Below are 17906 nucleotides of genomic sequence, written 5' to 3'. Positions count from 1 at the left end.
TTGAGATGACGACCCCCACCATTGCAGAAATTCGCAGCACGACCGATGCGAAGATGAACCAGTCGCTCGCTGCGTTCCAGAACAACCTCACCAAGATCCGTACCGGCCGCGCCAACTCCGCGCTGCTCGATTCGATCCATGTCGAGTACTACGGCTCGCAAGTCCCGCTGAGCCAGGTGGCCAACGTGTCGGTGCTCGACTCGCGCACCATCAGCGTCCAGCCCTGGGAAAAAGGCATGGGCGCCAAGATCGAGAAAGCCATTCGCGAAAGCGACCTGGGCCTGAACCCGGCCTCGATGGGCGACCTGATCCGCGTGCCGCTTCCTGCCATGAGCGAAGAGCGCCGCAAGGAAATGACCAAGCTGGTCCGCAACGAAGGCGAAACCGCCAAGATCGCCACGCGCAACCTGCGCCGCGACGCGAACGAAGCCGTCAAGAAGCTGGTCAAGGACAAGCTCGCCTCCGAGGACGACCAGAAGCGCGCCGAAGCCGAGATCCAGAAGGTCACCGACCGCCACATCGCGGAAATCGATCGTCTGGTCGCGGCCAAGGAAGCGGAGATCATGGCCGTTTGAGGCTGCGCATGGCCCCCTCCTTGCCGCAGATTCCGCGCCACATTGCCGTCGTCATGGATGGCAACGGACGCTGGGCCACGCGGCGGTTCCTGCCCCGTGTGGCGGGACACAAGCAGGGCGTCGAGTCGCTGCGGCGCTGCGTCAAGGCCTGCGTCGACCGCGGCGTGGGCATTCTCACGGTCTTCGCGTTCTCGTCGGAAAACTGGAACCGTCCGGCCGAAGAGGTCTCGGGCCTGATGGAAATCATGGTCGGTGCCCTCGCACGCGAGGTGCCAAAGCTGAGCCGCGACGGCGTGCGGCTGCACTTCGTCGGCGAACGCGCCGGGCTCTCCAAGAAAATGGTGCAGGGACTGGTCAATGCCGAGGAAGCCACGGCGCCAAATACCAAACTGATCCTCAACGTCTGCTTCAACTACGGCGGGCGGTGGGACATTGCGCGCGCCGCCGCCAAGCTGGTGGAGCAGGGCGAGGCCCTCACCGAGGCCAATCTCGACCGCGCCATGGCCCTGGCGCACGTGCCCGACCCCGACCTGCTCATCCGCACCGGCGGCGAACAGCGGCTGTCCAACTTCCTGCTCTGGCAGAGCGCATACGCGGAGCTTTTCTTCAGCAGCAAACTCTGGCCCGAGTTCGACGAGGCCGAATTGGACGCGGGAATTGCCGCGTTCCAGGCCCGCGAGCGCCGGTTCGGCAAAACATCCGCGCAGGTCACGGCCGGCAGCGATTCCTCTTCAGATCGCCAGATGGCCTGAGGGCCTTCACGGCCCGACTCCTCAGCCGCATGCTCAAACAACGCATCCTCACGGCCATCGTCCTGCTGGCGATCCTGCTGCCGGCGCTCTTCTATCCGTCCCACGTTCCCTTTGCCTGCGTCATGCTGGTACTGATCGGCGCTGCGGCATGGGAGTGGGGCCGCCTCAACGGATACGGGCAGCGGCTGTCGGTGTTCCTCGGCCTCGAAACAGTCGCGCTGTGCGCGCTTTCGTGGTGGCTCGGTCTGCTTGCGCAGCCGCTGATGCTCATGTGGCTGCTGGCCAGCGCCGCCTGGGTGCTTGGCGGGGCCGCGCTGCTGCGGGTGGCGGTTCCGGGCTGGCCTCGCATTCCGCGCGGCCTGCGCCTGGTGGGTGGCTTGCTGGCGCTGTGGGTGGCATGGCTCGCGGCAGTGCAGGCCCGCGTGGTCGGCATCAACTTCCTGCTCTCGATTCTCGTGCTGGTCTGGGTGGCGGACGTTTTCGCGTATTTCGCGGGCCGCGCATTCGGTCTCAAGTTCACGCGCGGCAAGCTCGCGCCCGCCATCAGTCCCGGCAAGAGCTGGGAAGGCGTGTGGGGCGGCATGGCCGGCGTGGTGGTGCTGGCCTTCGCCTGGGTCTGGGCCGACAAGGCCGCCGGCGCCACGGTGGCAAGCCTCTATACCCGGCTGCATGAGCGCGGCTGGTGGCTGCTGCTCGTGGGCGTGGTGTTTCTCGCGGCGATGAGCGTCGTCGGCGACCTCGTCGAATCGCTGATCAAGCGCAGTGCCGGCGCCAAGGACAGCAGCAGCCTGCTGCCGGGCCACGGCGGCGTGCTCGACCGCGTGGATGCCCTCTTGCCGGTACTTCCCATTGCAATGATGCTGGCTTCCTTGTGAACACACCCAAACAACGCATCACGGTGCTGGGTTCGACCGGTTCGGTCGGGGTCAGCACGCTCGATGTCATTTCGCGGCACCCCGACCGCTTCGAGGTCTTTGCGCTGTCCGCTTCGACCAAGGTCGACGAGCTGCTGGCGCAGTGCGCGCGCTTTTCGCCCCGGTTCGCCGTTATGGCCAGCCCGGCACATGCGGCGCAGCTGGCGGAAAAGCTCCAGCAAAACAATCTTCCCACGCGGGTACTGAGTGGCATCGATGCTATTGAAAAGATAGCATCGCATGAAGAGGTCGATGCGGTCATGGCCGCCATCGTGGGGGCCGCGGGCCTCGGCCCCTGCCTGGCCGCGGCGCGCGCCGGCAAGCGCCTGCTGCTGGCCAACAAGGAAGCGCTGGTGGTCGGCGGCGAGCTGTTCATGCGCACCGTGCGCGAGGGTGGCGCCACGCTGCTGCCCATCGACAGCGAACACTCGGCCATCTTCCAGTCGCTGCCGGAAGATCCGTCGACCTGGTCGCGCCGCATCGACAAGATCATCTTGACCGCGTCGGGTGGCCCGTTCCGCACGCGCGCGCCCGAGACCCTCGGTTCGGTCACGCCCGAGCAGGCCTGCGCCCATCCGAACTGGGTCATGGGCCGCAAGATTTCGGTCGATTCCGCCACCATGATGAACAAGGCGCTCGAGGTGATCGAGGCGCGCCACCTGTTCGGTGTGCTGCCCGAACAGATCGAGGTGGTCATCCACCCCCAGAGCGTGGTGCATTCGATGGTGCAGTTCACCGATGCGTCGGTGATCGCCCAGCTCGGAACCCCCGACATGCGCGTGCCCATCGCCGTCGGCCTGGCTTGGCCCGAGCGTATCGAGAGTGGCGCGGGGCGCCTCGACTTCCGCCAGATGGCGGCGCTGAGCTTCTATGCCCCCGATGCGGCGCTGTTTCCGGGCCTGGGCCTGGCCTGGCATGCGCTGCGCGCGGCACCTGGAACCACGGCGGTGCTCAATGCTGCCAACGAAGTCGCGGTCGAGGCCTTTCTTGACAGGCGCCTGCGCTTCGACCGCATTCATGCGGTCAACATGGAAACTTTGGAGGCCGTTGCCCCCTCCAAGCCCGCATCGCTGGCCGACCTGCTGGCGCTCGACGCCAGTGCGCGGGCGGCCGCCAATGCCGCGGCACTGCGCTTCGCGGCCTGACACCCCCTAGCCGATAGAGGATCCGGATGCTTACCGTCATCGCTTTCGTGGTTGCACTCGGCATCCTCATTGCCGTGCACGAGTATGGGCACTACCGCGTCGCGGTGGCGTGCGGCGTCAAGGTTCTGCGGTTCTCGGTCGGCTTCGGCAAGACCCTCTATCGCTGGCAGCCCAAGCGGCAGCACCCGGGCCAGGAAACCGAATTCGTCATCGCTGCGTTCCCTCTGGGCGGCTACGTCAAGATGCTCGATGAGCGCGAGGGGCCGGTAGCGCCGGAAGAACGCCACCGTGCCTTCAACACGCAGCCGCTGCGTTCGCGCGCCGCCATTGTTGCCGCGGGCCCCATTGCCAACCTGTTGCTCGCGGTGGTGCTCTACACGGCCGTCAACTGGATCGGCGTGGACGAGCCCGTCGCCAAGCTGGCCCGGCCGGTCGCGGCCTCGCTGGCCGAGGCCGCGGGCTTGCGCGGCGGCGAGCACGTCACGCGCGCCGGCTTCGAGGGCGACCTGGAGCCGGTGCAATCGTTCGAAGACCTGCGTTGGCGGATGACGCGCGGCGCCCTCGACGGCCGGGACCTCACGCTCGAGGTGGCGGGCGAGGGCGGGCAGGCTGCGCGGCAGATCGTCCTGCCCCTCAGCCGCATCGAGGCCAAGGACGCCGACCCGCAGATGTTCCGCAAGATCGGCGTGATCGCGCCGCTGACCCGGCCCGAGATCGGCCAGGTGATGGCCGGCAGCGCCGCGGACCGCGCGGGCCTTCGCAATGGCGACGTGGTTCGCGCCGTGGGGAACACGGCCATCGTCGACGGACAGCAATTGCGCGAAGTGATCCGCACGTCGATCGACGGCGACCAGCCGCGTGCGCAAACCTGGCAAGTGCGGCGTGGCGGGCAGTCGATCGAGCTTGAAGTCAAGCCCGAGCTGCGCGAAGAGGGCGCCGTGAAGGTCGGCCGCATCGGTGCGTATGTCGGTGCGCCGCCCGAGATGGTCATGGTTCGGCAGGGGCCCATCGACGGAGTCTGGCGCGGCATCGTGCGCACCTGGGAGGTCTCGGCCCTCACTGTCCGCATGATGGGCAAGATGGTGATCGGCGAGGCTTCGCTCAAGAATTTGAGCGGACCGCTCACGATCGCCGACTATGCGGGCAAGTCCGCGAGCCTTGGCTTCACTCAGTACCTGGTGTTCCTTGCGCTGATCAGCGTGAGCCTTGGCGTGCTGAATCTCATGCCGCTGCCGGTCCTCGATGGGGGGCACCTGATGTATTATCTTTGGGAGGGCCTGACCGGCAAGAGCGTCTCTGACGCCTGGATGGAACGGCTGCAGCGCGGCGGTGTCGCCTTGCTGCTGGTCATGATGTCGGTCGCACTATTCAACGACGTCACGCGGCTCTTTGGTTAACTTTCTGCCGGCCCTTTCCGCGCCGGCCCAATTCACAGATGAACACAAACTTCAGTCGCTTTCGCCTGCGTAGCGTTGCCGCGGTGGTGGCCAGCGCGCTGGCGGCCACGGCAGCTTGGGCCGTCGAGCCTTTCACGGTGCGCGACATTCGCGTCGAGGGCTTGCAGCGGGTCGAGCCCGGCACGATCTTCGCATCGCTGCCTCTGCGTGTCGGCGACACCTACAGCGACGAACGCGGCTCCGCCGCCATTCGCGCGCTGTTCGACCTGGGTTTGTTCAAGGACGTGCGCATCGACGTCAACGGCAACGTGCTGGTGGTGATCGTCGAAGAGCGGCCCACCATTGCCGACGTCGATTTTGTCGGCGCCAAGGAATTCGAAAAGGCTGCCCTACAGAAGGCGCTGCGCGAAGTCGGCCTGGCCGATGGCCGGCCCTACGACAAGGCACTGGCCGACCGCGCCGAGCAGGAGCTCAAGCGCCAGTACGTGAGCCGCAACCTCTACAACGCGCAGATCGTGACCACGGTCACGCCCATCGAGCGCAACCGCGTCAACCTCACGTTCACCGTGACCGAGGGCGATTCCGCCCGCATCCGCGAAGTGCGCGTCATCGGCAACAAGGCATTCAGCGAATCGACCCTGCTGAGCCTGTTCGACCAGGACAGCGGCGGCTTCATGAGCTGGTACACCAAGTCCAACCAGTACTCGCGTTCCAAGCTCAACGCCGACCTGGAAACGCTTCGCTCGTACTACATCACGCGCGGCTACCTCGAATTCCGCATCGATTCGACCCAGGTTGCCATCTCGCCCGACCGCCAGGATCTGTCGGTGACCGTCAACATCACCGAAGGCGAAAAGTTCGTGGTGGCCGGCGTCAAGCTCGACGGCAACTATCTCGGCCGTGACGAGGAATTCAAGTCGCTCGTGACCATCAAGCCCGGCGAGCCCTACAACGGCGAGCAGGTCACCGAAACCACCAAGGCCTTCACCGACTATTTCGGCACCTTCGGCTACGCGTTCGCGCGCGTGCAGGCACGCCCCGAAATCGATCGCGTCAACAACCGCGTCACCTTGACGCTGCAAGCCGAGCCTTCGCGCCGCGTCTACGTGCGCCGTGTCGCCGTGGGCGGCAACGCCAAGACCCGCGACGAAGTGATCCGGCGCGAGTTCCGCCAGTTCGAGGCCTCCTGGTACGACGGCGACAAGATCAAGCTCTCGCGCGACCGCGTGGACCGCCTTGGCTTCTTCACCGAAGTGAACGTCGAGACCCAGGAAATCCCGGGTTCGCCCGACCAGGTCGACCTGGTCGTCAACGTGGCGGAAAAGCCCACCGGCAGCCTGCAGCTCGGTGCCGGCTACTCCAGCGCCGAAAAGGTGGCTCTCACCTTCGGTATCTCGCAAGAGAATGTCTTCGGTTCGGGCAACTTCCTGGGCGTCCAGGTCAACACCAGCAAGTACAACCGCACGCTGTCGGTGACCACCACGGATCCGTACTTCACGAAGGACGGCATCTCGCGCACGATCAGCCTCTACCACACCACCACGCGTCCATACTCGACCAACGTCGACGGCGACTACAAGCTGGTCAACCAGGGCGCTTCGATCCGCTTTGGCGTGCCGTTCAGCGAAGTCGACACGGTCTTCTTCGGCGCCGGCCTCGAGCGCTACGCGTTCGATCCGAACACCTCGACCTCGTTCTCGGGGCTCTTCACGCCAGCGTCCTACCTGCGCTACTTCCAGTGCGCCAAGGATGCGAGCGGCTTGTTCGTGACCGAGTGCGCCCAGAAGAGCGTGTGGGGCGTCCCGCTGACCGTCGGCTGGGGCCGTGACAATCGCGACAGCGCCCTGGTTCCGACCACCGGCCGCATGCAGCGTGCCAACCTCGAGCTGGGCGTTGGCGGCGACATGCAGTACATCAAGACGAACTACCAGTACCAGCAGTTCTTCGCGATCAACAAGCAATACACCTTCGCAATCAACGCGGACGTGGGTTATGCCAAGCCGCTGGGCGGCAAGGTCTACCCGATCTTCAAGAACTTCTACGCCGGTGGCCTGGGTTCGATCCGCGGCTTCGAGCAGAATTCGCTGGGCCCGCGCGACGTGCCACTGATTGGCCAGACCGAAGGCGCCGCTCTGGGCGGCACCAAGAAGGCGGTCTTCAATGCCGAGCTCAGCACGCCGTTCCCCGGCGCCGGCAATGACCGCACCCTTCGCCTTTACGGCTTCTTCGACGTCGGCAACGTGTTCGGCTCGCGCGCCGAAGGCCTGACCGACGAGCAGTACAAGGCCCAGAAGAAGCTGCGCGCCTCGGTCGGCTTGGGGATTAGCTGGATTTCGCCGCTGGGTCCGCTGCGTCTTGCCTACGCTTTCCCCATCAAATCCCAAAAGGAAGTGGTGGATCCGAATACCGGGTTGATCGTGATCCCGAAGGATAGAATCCAGCGCTTGCAATTCCAGATTGGAACGTCTTTCTAAATGAAGCATTTGATTCGCGCTGCAGCCGGCGCGTTGTTGATTCCTGTTTTTGCACTGGTTGCCGCGACCGCGGCCCAGGCGCAGGAAACCTTTCGCATCGGATTCGTGAATCCAGACCGTGTGCTGCGTGAAGCCCAGCCGGCCAAGGCCGCGCAAGCCAAGCTCGAGGCCGAGTTCCTCAAGCGCGAGAAAGACCTCACGACGCAGGGCGAGGCACTGAAGACGGCCTCTGAAAAGTTCGAGCGCGAGGCGCCCACCTTGTCCGAAAGCCAGCGTGCTTCGCGCCAGCGCGCGCTGGTCGACCAGGACCGCGATTTCCAGCGCCGCCGCCGCGAGTTCCAGGAGGACCTCAATGCGCGCAAGAACGAAGAGCTCCAGCAGGTCTATGAGCGTGCCAACCGCGTGGTGAAGCAGGTGGCCGAGGCTGAAAAGTACGACGCCATCCTGCAGGAAGCGATCTACATCAATCCGAAGCACGACATCACGGACAAGGTGATCAAGGCGCTGAACGCCTCGACCGCTTCTTCGCCAACGGGCGGCAAGTAACGCCGCGAAATCGGCGTGTCATTGCAGCTCGGAGCCATTGTCAGCGCCCTGGGGGGCGAGCTCCACGGGGACGCGGCGCTGTCCATCGAGCGGCTTGCGCCGCTCCAGAATGCACAGCCCGATGCGCTCAGCTTCCTGAGCCATCCCAAATACCAGCAGGAACTGGCAGCCTCCAAGGCCGCTTGCGTGATCGTTTCGCCCGCCATGCGCGAAGCCGCGGCGGCACGCGGCGCGTACATCGTCGCTCCTGATCCCTATCTTTATTTCGCGCGCCTCACGCAGCTGTGGAAGGCGCACCATGCGCGTCCCGAAGCCGACCGCATCCATCCCTCCGCGGTGATCCATCCCGAAGCCCATGTGGACGCAACGGCGCGCATCGGCGCGTTGTGCGTGGTGGAGCGGGGTGCACGCATCGGCGCCGGCACGGTCCTGAAGTCGCGCGTGACGATCAGCGAAGACTGCGTGATCGGCGAGCGATGCCTGCTGCATCCCGGCGTGGTGATCGGCGCCGACGGCTTCGGCCTGGCGCCGCACCAGGGCACGTGGGTCAAGATCGAGCAGCTGGGGGCGGTGCGCATCGGCAACGACGTCGAGATCGGCGCCAACACCTGCATCGACCGCGGCGCGCTCGACGACACCGTCATCGAAGATGGCGTCAAGCTCGACAACCTGATCCAGATCGGCCACAACGTGCGGGTCGGCAAGCACACGGCCATGGCGGGCTGCGTGGGCGTGGCGGGCAGCGCCACCATCGGAGCGCACTGCACCTTCGGCGGCGGCGCCATCGTGCTGGGCCATCTCACGGTGGCCGACGGCGTTCATGTTTCGGCCGCAACGGTGGTCACGCGCTCGATCCACAAGGCCGGCCAGTACACCGGCATGTTCCCCATCGACGACAATGCGAGCTGGGAAAAAAATGCTGCAACGCTCAAGCAGTTGCACAGCCTGCGCGAACGACTCAAAGCGCTCGAAAAGGCCCCCCAGAAAAAGTGAAGACGATGCAGGAACAGAAAATCATGACGACGACGCTCGATATCCATCAAATCCTCAAGCTGCTGCCCCACCGCTATCCGTTCCTGCTGGTGGATCGCGTGCTGGGCATGGAAAAGGGCAAGCGCATCACGGCGCTCAAGAACGTGACGATGAACGAGCCGTTCTTCAACGGCCATTTTCCTCACCGCCCGGTCATGCCGGGCGTGCTGATGCTCGAAGCCATGGCGCAGGCGGCGGCACTGCTGTCGTTCCATTCGCTGGACATCGTGCCCGACGACAACACGGTCTACTACTTTGCGGCCATCGACGGCGCGCGCTTCAAGCGCCCGGTGGAGCCCGGCGACCAGCTCACGCTCGAAGTCGAGATCGAGCGCATGAAAGCCGGGATCTCGAAGTTCAAGGGCCGCGCCCTGGTGGGCAGCGAGCTCGCCTGCGAGGCCACGCTGATGTGCGCCATGCGCCAGATCAACTGATCCTGCGGCGGTTACGACAAGGCATGACGCAGGTTCATTCGACAGCGCTCGTCGACCCGAAGGCAGAGCTCGACGCCTCGGTTTCGGTGGGGCCCTACACCATCATCGGTCCGCACGTGCGGGTCGGTGCCGGCACGAGCATCGGCGCGCATTGCGTGATCGAGGGCCGCACCACCATCGGCCGCGACAACCGGATCTTCCAGTTTTCGTCGATCGGCGCCGTGCCGCAGGACAAGAAATACGCCGGCGAGCCGACCGAGCTGGTCATCGGCGACCGCAACGTCATTCGCGAGTTCTGCACCTTCAACCTCGGCGTACCGGGGGCGGGCGGCATTACGCGCGTGGGCAACGACAACTGGATCATGGCGTACACGCACATCGCGCACGATTGCCGCGTCGATGACCACACCACGCTGGCCAACAACACCACGCTGGCCGGCCACGTGCACCTGGCCGACTGGGTCACCATCGGCGGGCTGACCGGCATTCACCAGTTCGTCTCGGTGGGCTCCCACGCGATGGTCGGCTTTGCCAGTGCGGTGTCGCAGGACGTGCCTCCCTTCATGCTGGTCGACGGCAATCCGTTGGCGGTGCGCGGCTTCAATCTCGTCGGCCTGCGCCGCCGCGATTTTTCGGCACCCCGGCTCGCCGCGGTGAAGCAGATGCATCGTCTGTTGTACCGGCAGGGCAAGACGCTCGAAGAAGCGCGCGCCGGCATCACCGCCTTGGCGGCCGACACGCCCGAGGCGGCCGAGGACGTGGCGCTGATGGAGCGCTTCCTGGCCAATTCGACGCGCGGCATCGCGCGTTGAAGTAACTCTCGGCATGGGCAAGGACGAACAGCGGCGGTTCGCGCTGGTCGCGGGCGAAGCTTCCGGCGACCTGCTCGCGGGCCTTCTTCTCGATGGCCTGCAGGCGCGCTGGCCGTCGCTCCAGACGGTGGGCATCGGCGGGCCGCGCATGCTTGCGCATGGCCTGCAGAGCTGGTGGCCGCAAGAAAAACTGGCCGTGCGCGGCTACATCGAAGTGCTGCGCCACTATGCTGAGATTGCCGGCATCCGCCGCCAGCTCAAGGCGCGGCTGCTGCGCGAATGGCCCGAACTCTTCATCGGCGTGGACGCCCCCGACTTCAACCTCGATCTCGAGGCCGGGTTGCGCGGCCGCGGCATGAAGACGGTGCATTTCGTCTGTCCCTCGATCTGGGCCTGGCGCCCTGACCGCATCGAAAAGATCCGCGCCGCAGCCGACCACGTGCTGTGCATCTTCCCGTTCGAGCCCGCGCTGCTGGCCGAACATGGCGTGCAGGGCAGCTACGTCGGCCATCCGCTGGCCAACGTGATTCCCATGGCGCCCGATCGTGGCGCGGCCCGTGCCGCGCTGGGCCTCGCACCCGACGCGGAGGTCGTCGCCTTGCTGCCCGGCAGCCGCCGTTCGGAAGTGCGCTACCTGGCCGCCCGGTTCTTTGCTGCCGCCGCGCAGATGCTGAAGGCAAGGCCCGCGCTCCAGTTCGTTGCGCCCATCCTGCCGAGCCTGCGCGTCGAGGTCGAGGCCCTGCTGCAGGCCAGCGGCATCGCCGGGCGCGTGACCTTGCTCAACGGCCAGTCGCATGCCGCGCTGGCCGCCTGCGACGTCACGCTGATCGCCAGCGGGACCGCCACGCTCGAGGCGGCGTTGTTCAAGCGCCCGATGGTCATTGCCTACAACATGAACTCGCTGTCGTGGCGCCTCATGCAGCGCAAGCAGCTCCAGCCGTGGGTCGGTCTGCCCAACATCCTGTCGCGCGAGTTCGTGGTGCCCGAGCTCCTGCAGGACGCGGCCACGCCGCAGGCGCTGGCCCAGGCCACGCTCGCCTGGCTCGATGCGCCCCAAAAGACGCAGGCGCTGCAACAAAAATTTTCAGAGCTGCACGTGCAACTGCAGCGCGATACGCCGACACTTTGCGCCGATGCGATCCAGAAAGTTCTTGAAGGCTGAGCAGGCTGCCCTCGTGTGGGACGCCCCGGGCCTCGTTGCAGGCGTGGACGAGGCGGGCCGTGGCCCGCTGGCCGGTCCGGTGGTGGCGGCCGCCGTCATCCTGGACGACCAGCGCCCGATCCGCGGCCTGGCCGATTCCAAGACCCTCACGGCGCTGCAACGCGAGCGCCTGCACGACCAGATCCTGGCCAAGGCGCTGTGCTGCTCGGTGGCGCAAGCCAGCGTGGAAGAAATCGACACCCACAACATCCTGCAGGCCACGATGCTCGCGATGCGCCGCGCGGTCGAGGGCCTGCGGCTCAAGCCCGCCAAGGTGCTGGTCGATGGCAACCGCCTGCCGACGCTCGACGTGCTGGCTGAAGCCATCGTCAAGGGCGACGCCCGGATCAAGGCGATTTCCGCTGCGTCGATCCTGGCCAAGGTCCACCGCGACCGCCTGTGCGAGCAGTTGCACGTCGAGTTTCCCCATTACGGGTTTGCCGGCCACAAGGGTTACGGCACGCCGGAGCACCTGGAGGCGCTGCAGCGCCACGGTGCATGCGTGCATCACCGCAGGTCGTTCAGTCCGGTGGCCGCGGCGCTGGCGCGCACGATGGCCGATGCAGCTGCGTTGGCCGAAGCCGCCATGCCGCTGCCGATGGCCATTGCAACGGTCGAGACCGTGCACCTCGACCTGCGCGCCGAGCGCTGAGCCGCCACATGACCACCCCGACCGGCGCGAGCCACATCAGCTCGCGCGACAACCCGCTGCTCAAGGACTTGCGCAAGCTGGCCCAGGACCCGGGCGCCTACCGCAAACTCGGCCGACTCTGGCTCGAAGGCGACCATCTCTGCCGCGCGGCACTCGCGCGGGGGGTCAAGCCCGCCATCGCCGTTTTTTCTGAATCTTTTTGGCCGCTGGCCCCCGCCGAGTGGGCGAATGCTGCTACTAAAACGGTAGTGGTTGACGATGACCTCCTGCGCGCCGTCAGCGGGCTGGAATCGCCGGCGCCGATGGGATTCGTGCTCGAGCTGCCTTCCCGGCCCGCGCTGCTGCCCGACGCGCCGAGCGTCGTGCTCGACCGGCTGCAGGATGCCGGCAATGCCGGCTCCATCCTGCGCAGCGCAGCGGCTTTCGGCTTCAAGCAGGTGATCGCGCTCAAGGGCACGGCGGCGCTGTGGGCGCCGAAGGTGCTGCGCGCGGGCATGGGCGCGCACTTTGGCCTCCGGCTGATCGAAGGCGTGGAAGCCGACGCGCTCGACGAGCTGAAGGTACCGCTGCTGGCCACCAGTTCGCACCGGGGCGAGTGGCTGCACGAGGCGCGCCTGCCAAACCCCTGCGCCTGGCTGATGGGCCACGAGGGGCAGGGCGTTTCGCCCGCGCTCGAAGCGCGGGCCACGCATCACATCCGCATTGCGCAACCGGGCGGCGAGGAGTCGCTGAACGTGGCTGCCGCGGCGGCCATCTGCCTGCACGCGAGCGGTGCGGCCGGGTTTGCGCAGGCCGTTTCCTGATTTGCCAATGCCATAAAGGCATGAGGCGCGTATGTTTTACGGCCCCGCGAGGCGGGAGAGCGATGCCGCCGAGCTACAATCGGGGGCTTACTCGCAATAGCGTCGCCCGGCCGCCTTTAACGCCAAAATCCCCTTAAGCAGCAGTCCGCAGGCAACGCGCCTGGGGCTCCGGGCGACCGTAACCATCCGGAGAACCCAGTGCTTTTGTCTCTCAAGGGAAGTTTCCCGCCCGCCATCCTGGCGCTCGCAGACGGCACGGTCTTTCAAGGCAATTCGATCGGAGCCGCCGGCTCCACGACCGGTGAGGTGGTGTTCAACACCTCCATGACCGGTTACCAGGAAATCCTCACCGACCCGAGTTATTGCCAGCAGATCGTGACGCTCACGTATCCGCACATCGGCAACTACGGCGTCAACGGGGAAGACATCGAAGCCGACAAGATCCATGCCGCTGGCCTGATCATCAAAGACCTGCCGCTCGTCGCATCCAATTTCCGCAAGACGGCCACGCTGAGCGAATACCTCGTGGCCGGCAAGACGGTGGCCATCGCGAACATCGACACCCGCAAGCTGACCCGCCACCTGCGCACCCACGGCGCGCAGAACGGCTGCATCCTGGGCCTGGCCGCGGGTGAGGCGGTCACGCAGGCGCTGATCGACAAGGCCATTGCAGCGGCCAAGGGCGCGCCCAACATGGCCGGGCTCGATCTGGCCAAGGTCGTGTCGGTGAAGCAGACCTACGAGTGGACCGAAACCGAGTGGAAGCTCGGCGCTGGTTATGGCGTGCAGATCACACCCAGGTTCCACGTGGTGGCTTTCGACTACGGCGTCAAGAAGAACATCCTGCGCATGATCGCGCAGCGCGGCGCCCGCATCACCGTGGTGCCGGCGCAAACGCCCGCCGCCGATGTGCTCAAGCTCAAGCCCGATGGCATCTTCCTGGCCAACGGCCCGGGCGACCCGGAGCCTTGCGACTACGCCATCAGCGCGGTCAAGGAACTCATCGAGACCGGCATTCCCACCTTCGGCATCTGCCTGGGGCACCAGATCATGGCGCTGGCCTCGGGTGCGAAGACCTTCAAGATGAAGTTCGGCCACCACGGCGCGAACCATCCGGTGAAAGACCTGGACAACGGCCGCGTGAGCATCACCAGCCAGAACCACGGCTTCGCGGTCGACGAAAAGTCGCTGCCGGCCAACCTGCGCGCCACCCACATCAGCCTGTTCGACAACACGCTGCAGGGCCTCGCCCGCACCGACAAGCCCGCGTTCTGCTTCCAGGGCCACCCTGAAGCCTCGCCCGGCCCGCACGACATCGGCTACCTGTTCGACCGCTTCACCGCGCTCATGGAGCAGGCACGTGGCTGATGCACCCGCGGTGCTCGACGCTTCGGTCATCGCCGCCTTGCGCGATGCCGAGGGCAAGATCTACGCGCTGCGCGGCCTCAAGGTCATGCTGGCGCAGGACCTTGCCGCGCTCTATGGCGTCGAGACCCGGGTGCTGTTGCAGGCCATGCGCCGCAACCTCGATCGTTTTCCGGCGGATTTCGCCTTCACCCTGGAGAACCAGGACCTCGAGAATTTGAAATCACAACTTGTGATCTCAAAACCCGAGAAGCCGGGCTCCGGTGGCGCGCGCTACCGAAGCGTGGCGTTCACCGAACAGGGCGTGGCCATGTTGTCGAGCGTGCTGCGCAGCGAACGCGCCGTGGCCGTCAACATCGAGATCATGCGTTCCTTCGTCAAGCTGCGCAGCATGCTGTCGGAGCACGCCGATCTCAAGCGCAAGCTGAACGCGCTGGAACAGCGGTACGACCAGAACTTTCGCGATGTATTCAACGCGATCCATCAACTGATGGATGAGCCGAAGCCGGGCGCCTACAGCGGCCGCGGCATCGGTTTCACCAAGGACAAATAAGATGCCCAAGCGCTCAGACCTCAAATCCATTCTCATCATCGGCGCCGGCCCGATCATCATCGGCCAGGCCTGCGAGTTCGACTACTCCGGCGTGCAGGCCTGCAAGGCATTGCGCGAGGAGGGCTACAAGGTCATCCTGATCAACAGCAATCCCGCGACGATCATGACCGACCCGGCCACCGCCGACGTCACCTACATCGAGCCGATCACCTGGCAGACGGTCGAGAAGATCATCGCCAAGGAGCGCCCCGACGCGATCCTGCCGACCATGGGCGGACAGACTGCGCTCAACTGCGCGCTCGACCTCTGGCGCAACGGCGTGCTCGACAAGTACACGGGCGCGGCCACCAACAAGCCGGTCGAACTCATCGGCGCCACGCCCGAAGCCATCGACAAGGCCGAAGACCGCCTGAAGTTCAAGGACGCGATGACCAAGATCGGCCTCGGCTCGGCGCGCTCCGGCATCGCCCACTCGATGGACGAAGCATGGGCCGTGCAGAAGTCGGTCGGCTTCCCGACCGTGATCCGCCCCAGCTTCACGCTCGGCGGCACCGGCGGCGGCATCGCCTACAACCCGGAAGAGTTCGAGACCATCTGCAAGCGCGGCATCGAGGCCTCGCCCACCAACGAGCTCTTGATCGAAGAGTCGCTGCTCGGCTGGAAAGAGTACGAGATGGAAGTCGTGCGCGACAAGGCCGACAACTGCATCATCGTCTGCTCGATCGAAAACCTCGACCCGATGGGCGTGCACACCGGCGACTCGATCACCGTGGCCCCCGCGCAGACGCTGTCCGACAAGGAATACCAGATTCTCCGCAACGCCTCGCTGGCCGTGCTGCGCGAGATCGGCGTGGACACCGGTGGCTCGAACGTGCAGTTCTCCATCAACCCGAAGGACGGCCGCATGGTCGTCATCGAGATGAACCCACGCGTCTCGCGTTCGTCGGCGCTGGCCTCCAAGGCGACGGGCTTCCCGATCGCCAAGGTCGCGGCCAAGCTGGCCGTGGGCTACACGCTCGACGAGCTGCGCAACGAGATCACGGGCGGCGCCACGCCCGCGTCGTTCGAGCCGTCGATCGACTACGTGGTCACCAAGATTCCGCGTTTCGCATTCGAAAAATTCCCGCAGGCCGATTCGCGCCTCACCACGCAGATGAAGTCGGTGGGCGAGGTGATGGCCATGGGCCGCACCTTCCAGGAATCGTTCCAGAAGGCGCTGCGCGGCCTTGAAGTGGGCGTCGATGGCCTCAACGAGAAGACGCAGGACCGCGAAGTGCTCGAGAAGGAACTCGGCGAGCCCGGCCCCGAGCGCATCTGGTACGTGGGCGATGCCTTTGCCATGGGCCTGAGCGTGGATGAAGTGTTCGCGCTGACCAAGATCGATCCGTGGTTCCTGGTGCAGATCGAAGAGATCGTGAAGATCGAACTCGAACTCGAAACCAAGTCGCTCGACGATATCGACAAGGACACGCTGCTCGCGCTGAAGAAGAAGGGCTTCTCCGACCGCCGTTTGGCGCGCCAGCTGAAGACCACCGATACCGCGATTCGCGAGAAGCGCCGTGCCCTCGGCGTGCGCCCGGTCTACAAGCGCGTGGACACCTGCGCGGCCGAGTTCGCGACCAACACGGCCTACATGTACTCGACCTACGAGGACGAGTGCGAAGCCGACCCGACCGACAAGAAGAAGATCATGGTGCTCGGCGGCGGCCCCAACCGCATCGGCCAGGGCATCGAGTTCGACTACTGCTGCGTGCATGCCGCGCTCGCCATGCGCGAAGACGGCTACGAGACCATCATGGTCAACTGCAATCCCGAAACCGTGTCGACCGACTACGACACCTCGGACCGCCTGTACTTCGAGCCGCTCACGCTCGAAGACGTGCTCGAGATCGTCGACAAGGAAAAGCCGCTGGGCGTGATCGTGCAGTACGGCGGCCAGACGCCGCTCAAGCTCGCGCTCGACCTCGAAGCCAACGGCGTGCCGATCATCGGCACCTCGCCCGACATGATCGACGCGGCCGAAGACCGCGAGCGTTTCCAGAAGCTGCTGCATGAGCTGGGCCTGCGCCAGCCGCCGAATGCCACCGCCCGCACCGAGCCCGAAGCGCTCGAAAAGGCTGCGGCCCTCGGTTATCCGCTGGTGGTCCGCCCGAGCTACGTGCTTGGCGGACGCGCGATGGAAATCGTGCACGAGCAGCGCGACCTCGAGCGCTATATGCGCGAAGCTGTCAAGGTGAGCAACGACTCGCCGGTGCTGCTCGACCGCTTCCTGAACGACGCTGTCGAGTGCGACGTCGACTGCATCCGCGATGCCGAAGGCGGCACGCTGATCGGCGGCGTGATGGAACACATCGAACAGGCCGGCGTGCACTCGGGCGACTCCGCCTGCTCGCTGCCGCCTTACAGCCTGACCGCCGAGACCATCGCCGAGCTGAAGCGCCAGAGCGCCGCGATGGCGAAGGCGCTCAACGTGGTCGGCCTGATGAATGTGCAGTTCGCCATCCAGCAGAAGGACGGCAAGGACGTCATCTACGTGCTCGAAGTGAACCCGCGAGCTTCCCGCACCGTGCCTTACGTGAGCAAGGCCACGGGCATCCAGCTCGCCAAGGTGGCGGCACGTTGCATGGCCGGCCAGTCGCTCGCGTCGCAGGGTGTGACGAAGGAAGTCACGCCGCCGTACTTCAGCGTGAAGGAGGCCGTGTTCCCGTTCGTCAAGTTCCCGGGCGTGGACACCATCCTCGGCCCCGAGATGAAGTCCACCGGCGAAGTGATGGGCGTGGGCAAGACCTTTGGCGAAGCCTTCGTGAAGTCGCAGCTGGGCGCCGGCACGCACCTGCCGAAATCGGGCAAGGTCTTCATTTCGGTGAAGAACAACGACAAGGCCCGCGCCGTGGAAGTGGCGCGTGGCCTCGTCAAGCTGGGCTTCGAAGTCATCGCCACCAAGGGCACCGCAGCCGCCATCAGCGCCGCGGGCATCGAATGCGCGACGGTGAACAAGGTGACCGAAGGTCGCCCGCACATCGTGGACATGATCAAGAACAACGAGATTGCGCTGGTCATCAACACGGTGGAAGAGCGCCGCAACGCAATCACCGATTCTCGGCAGATCCGCACCTCGGCGCTGCTGGCGCGCGTGACCACGTTCACCACGATCTTCGGCGCTGAAGCCGCGGTCGAAGGCATGGGCTTCATGGACGAGCTCGGCGTGATCTCGGTGCAGGAGATGCACGCGCAGCTGGCCGCCGCCTGAG

At 65.6% G+C, this 17906-nt stretch carries 16 protein-coding genes; all 16 read left to right on the top strand.

What is annotated here, in order from left to right; translation table 11 throughout:
- Positions 1–5: 5 nt before the first annotated feature.
- The 16 genes from frr (at position 6) to carB (ending at position 17905) form a co-directional block, all read left to right on the top strand.
- Positions 6–575: a ribosome recycling factor gene (gene frr / locus ACJ7Z0_RS04855; RefSeq protein WP_431131757.1), complete on the top strand. Its 570-nt coding sequence runs from the start codon at positions 6–8 to the stop codon at positions 573–575.
- Between the two features lie 8 nt (positions 576–583).
- Positions 584–1327, top strand: coding sequence for a polyprenyl diphosphate synthase (gene uppS / locus ACJ7Z0_RS04850; RefSeq protein WP_431131755.1), 744 nt, complete (start codon positions 584–586; stop codon positions 1325–1327).
- Between the two features lie 29 nt (positions 1328–1356).
- Positions 1357–2202: a phosphatidate cytidylyltransferase gene (locus ACJ7Z0_RS04845; protein WP_434788922.1), complete on the top strand. Its 846-nt coding sequence runs from the start codon at positions 1357–1359 to the stop codon at positions 2200–2202.
- Positions 2199–3386: a 1-deoxy-D-xylulose-5-phosphate reductoisomerase gene (ispC, locus tag ACJ7Z0_RS04840; protein ID WP_434788921.1), complete on the top strand. Its 1188-nt coding sequence runs from the start codon at positions 2199–2201 to the stop codon at positions 3384–3386. Before ACJ7Z0_RS04845 ends, ispC begins: the two co-directional genes overlap by 4 nt.
- Positions 3387–3412: 26 nt before the next feature.
- Positions 3413–4783: an RIP metalloprotease RseP gene (gene rseP / locus ACJ7Z0_RS04835; protein ID WP_434788920.1), complete on the top strand. Its 1371-nt coding sequence runs from the start codon at positions 3413–3415 to the stop codon at positions 4781–4783.
- 38 nt (positions 4784–4821) lie between these two features.
- Positions 4822–7257: an outer membrane protein assembly factor BamA gene (gene bamA / locus ACJ7Z0_RS04830; RefSeq protein WP_431131748.1), complete on the top strand. Its 2436-nt coding sequence runs from the start codon at positions 4822–4824 to the stop codon at positions 7255–7257.
- Positions 7258–7803 (top strand): OmpH/Skp family outer membrane protein, encoded by a 546-nt coding sequence (locus tag ACJ7Z0_RS04825; RefSeq protein WP_434788919.1) that lies wholly within the window; start codon positions 7258–7260, stop codon positions 7801–7803.
- Positions 7804–7818: 15 nt separating this feature from the next.
- A complete protein-coding gene (gene lpxD / locus ACJ7Z0_RS04820; protein ID WP_431131744.1) occupies positions 7819–8796 on the top strand; it encodes a UDP-3-O-(3-hydroxymyristoyl)glucosamine N-acyltransferase in 978 nt (325 codons plus the stop codon).
- Positions 8797–8819: 23 nt separating this feature from the next.
- The gene (gene fabZ, locus ACJ7Z0_RS04815; RefSeq protein ID WP_055797294.1) at positions 8820–9269 is read left to right on the top strand and encodes a 3-hydroxyacyl-ACP dehydratase FabZ; all 450 of its coding nucleotides are present in this window, start codon (positions 8820–8822) and stop codon (positions 9267–9269) included.
- A 23-nt stretch (positions 9270–9292) separates the two neighbouring features.
- Positions 9293–10081, top strand: coding sequence for an acyl-ACP--UDP-N-acetylglucosamine O-acyltransferase (gene lpxA / locus ACJ7Z0_RS04810; RefSeq protein WP_434788918.1), 789 nt, complete (start codon positions 9293–9295; stop codon positions 10079–10081).
- Positions 10082–10094: 13 nt separating this feature from the next.
- Entirely contained in the window at positions 10095–11243 is a 1149-nt protein-coding gene (gene lpxB / locus ACJ7Z0_RS04805) for a lipid-A-disaccharide synthase (RefSeq protein ID WP_434788917.1), read from the top strand.
- Positions 11215–11934: a ribonuclease HII gene (gene rnhB / locus ACJ7Z0_RS04800; RefSeq protein WP_434788916.1), complete on the top strand. Its 720-nt coding sequence runs from the start codon at positions 11215–11217 to the stop codon at positions 11932–11934. Before lpxB ends, rnhB begins: the two co-directional genes overlap by 29 nt.
- Positions 11935–11942: 8 nt before the next feature.
- Complete coding sequence (locus tag ACJ7Z0_RS04795; RefSeq protein ID WP_434788915.1) at positions 11943–12737, top strand: TrmH family RNA methyltransferase; 795 nt, start codon at positions 11943–11945, stop codon at positions 12735–12737.
- A gap of 198 nt (positions 12738–12935) precedes the next feature.
- Entirely contained in the window at positions 12936–14105 is a 1170-nt protein-coding gene (gene carA / locus ACJ7Z0_RS04790) for a glutamine-hydrolyzing carbamoyl-phosphate synthase small subunit (protein ID WP_431131734.1), read from the top strand.
- Positions 14098–14655, top strand: a complete 558-nt coding sequence (locus tag ACJ7Z0_RS04785) for an ORF6N domain-containing protein (protein ID WP_431131733.1) — start codon at positions 14098–14100, stop codon at positions 14653–14655. Before carA ends, ACJ7Z0_RS04785 begins: the two co-directional genes overlap by 8 nt.
- Before the next feature lies 1 nt (position 14656).
- The gene (carB, locus tag ACJ7Z0_RS04780; protein ID WP_434788914.1) at positions 14657–17905 is read left to right on the top strand and encodes a carbamoyl-phosphate synthase large subunit; all 3249 of its coding nucleotides are present in this window, start codon (positions 14657–14659) and stop codon (positions 17903–17905) included.
- The last annotated feature ends 1 nt before the right edge of the window (position 17906 follow it).

The sequence above is a fragment of the Variovorax palleresanus genome (assembly GCF_051144945.1).
Lineage (GTDB): Bacteria > Pseudomonadota > Gammaproteobacteria > Burkholderiales > Burkholderiaceae_C > Variovorax > Variovorax paradoxus_S.
Note: the sequence above shows the minus strand (reverse complement) of the source record. Positions and strands in the feature narration are given on the sequence as shown.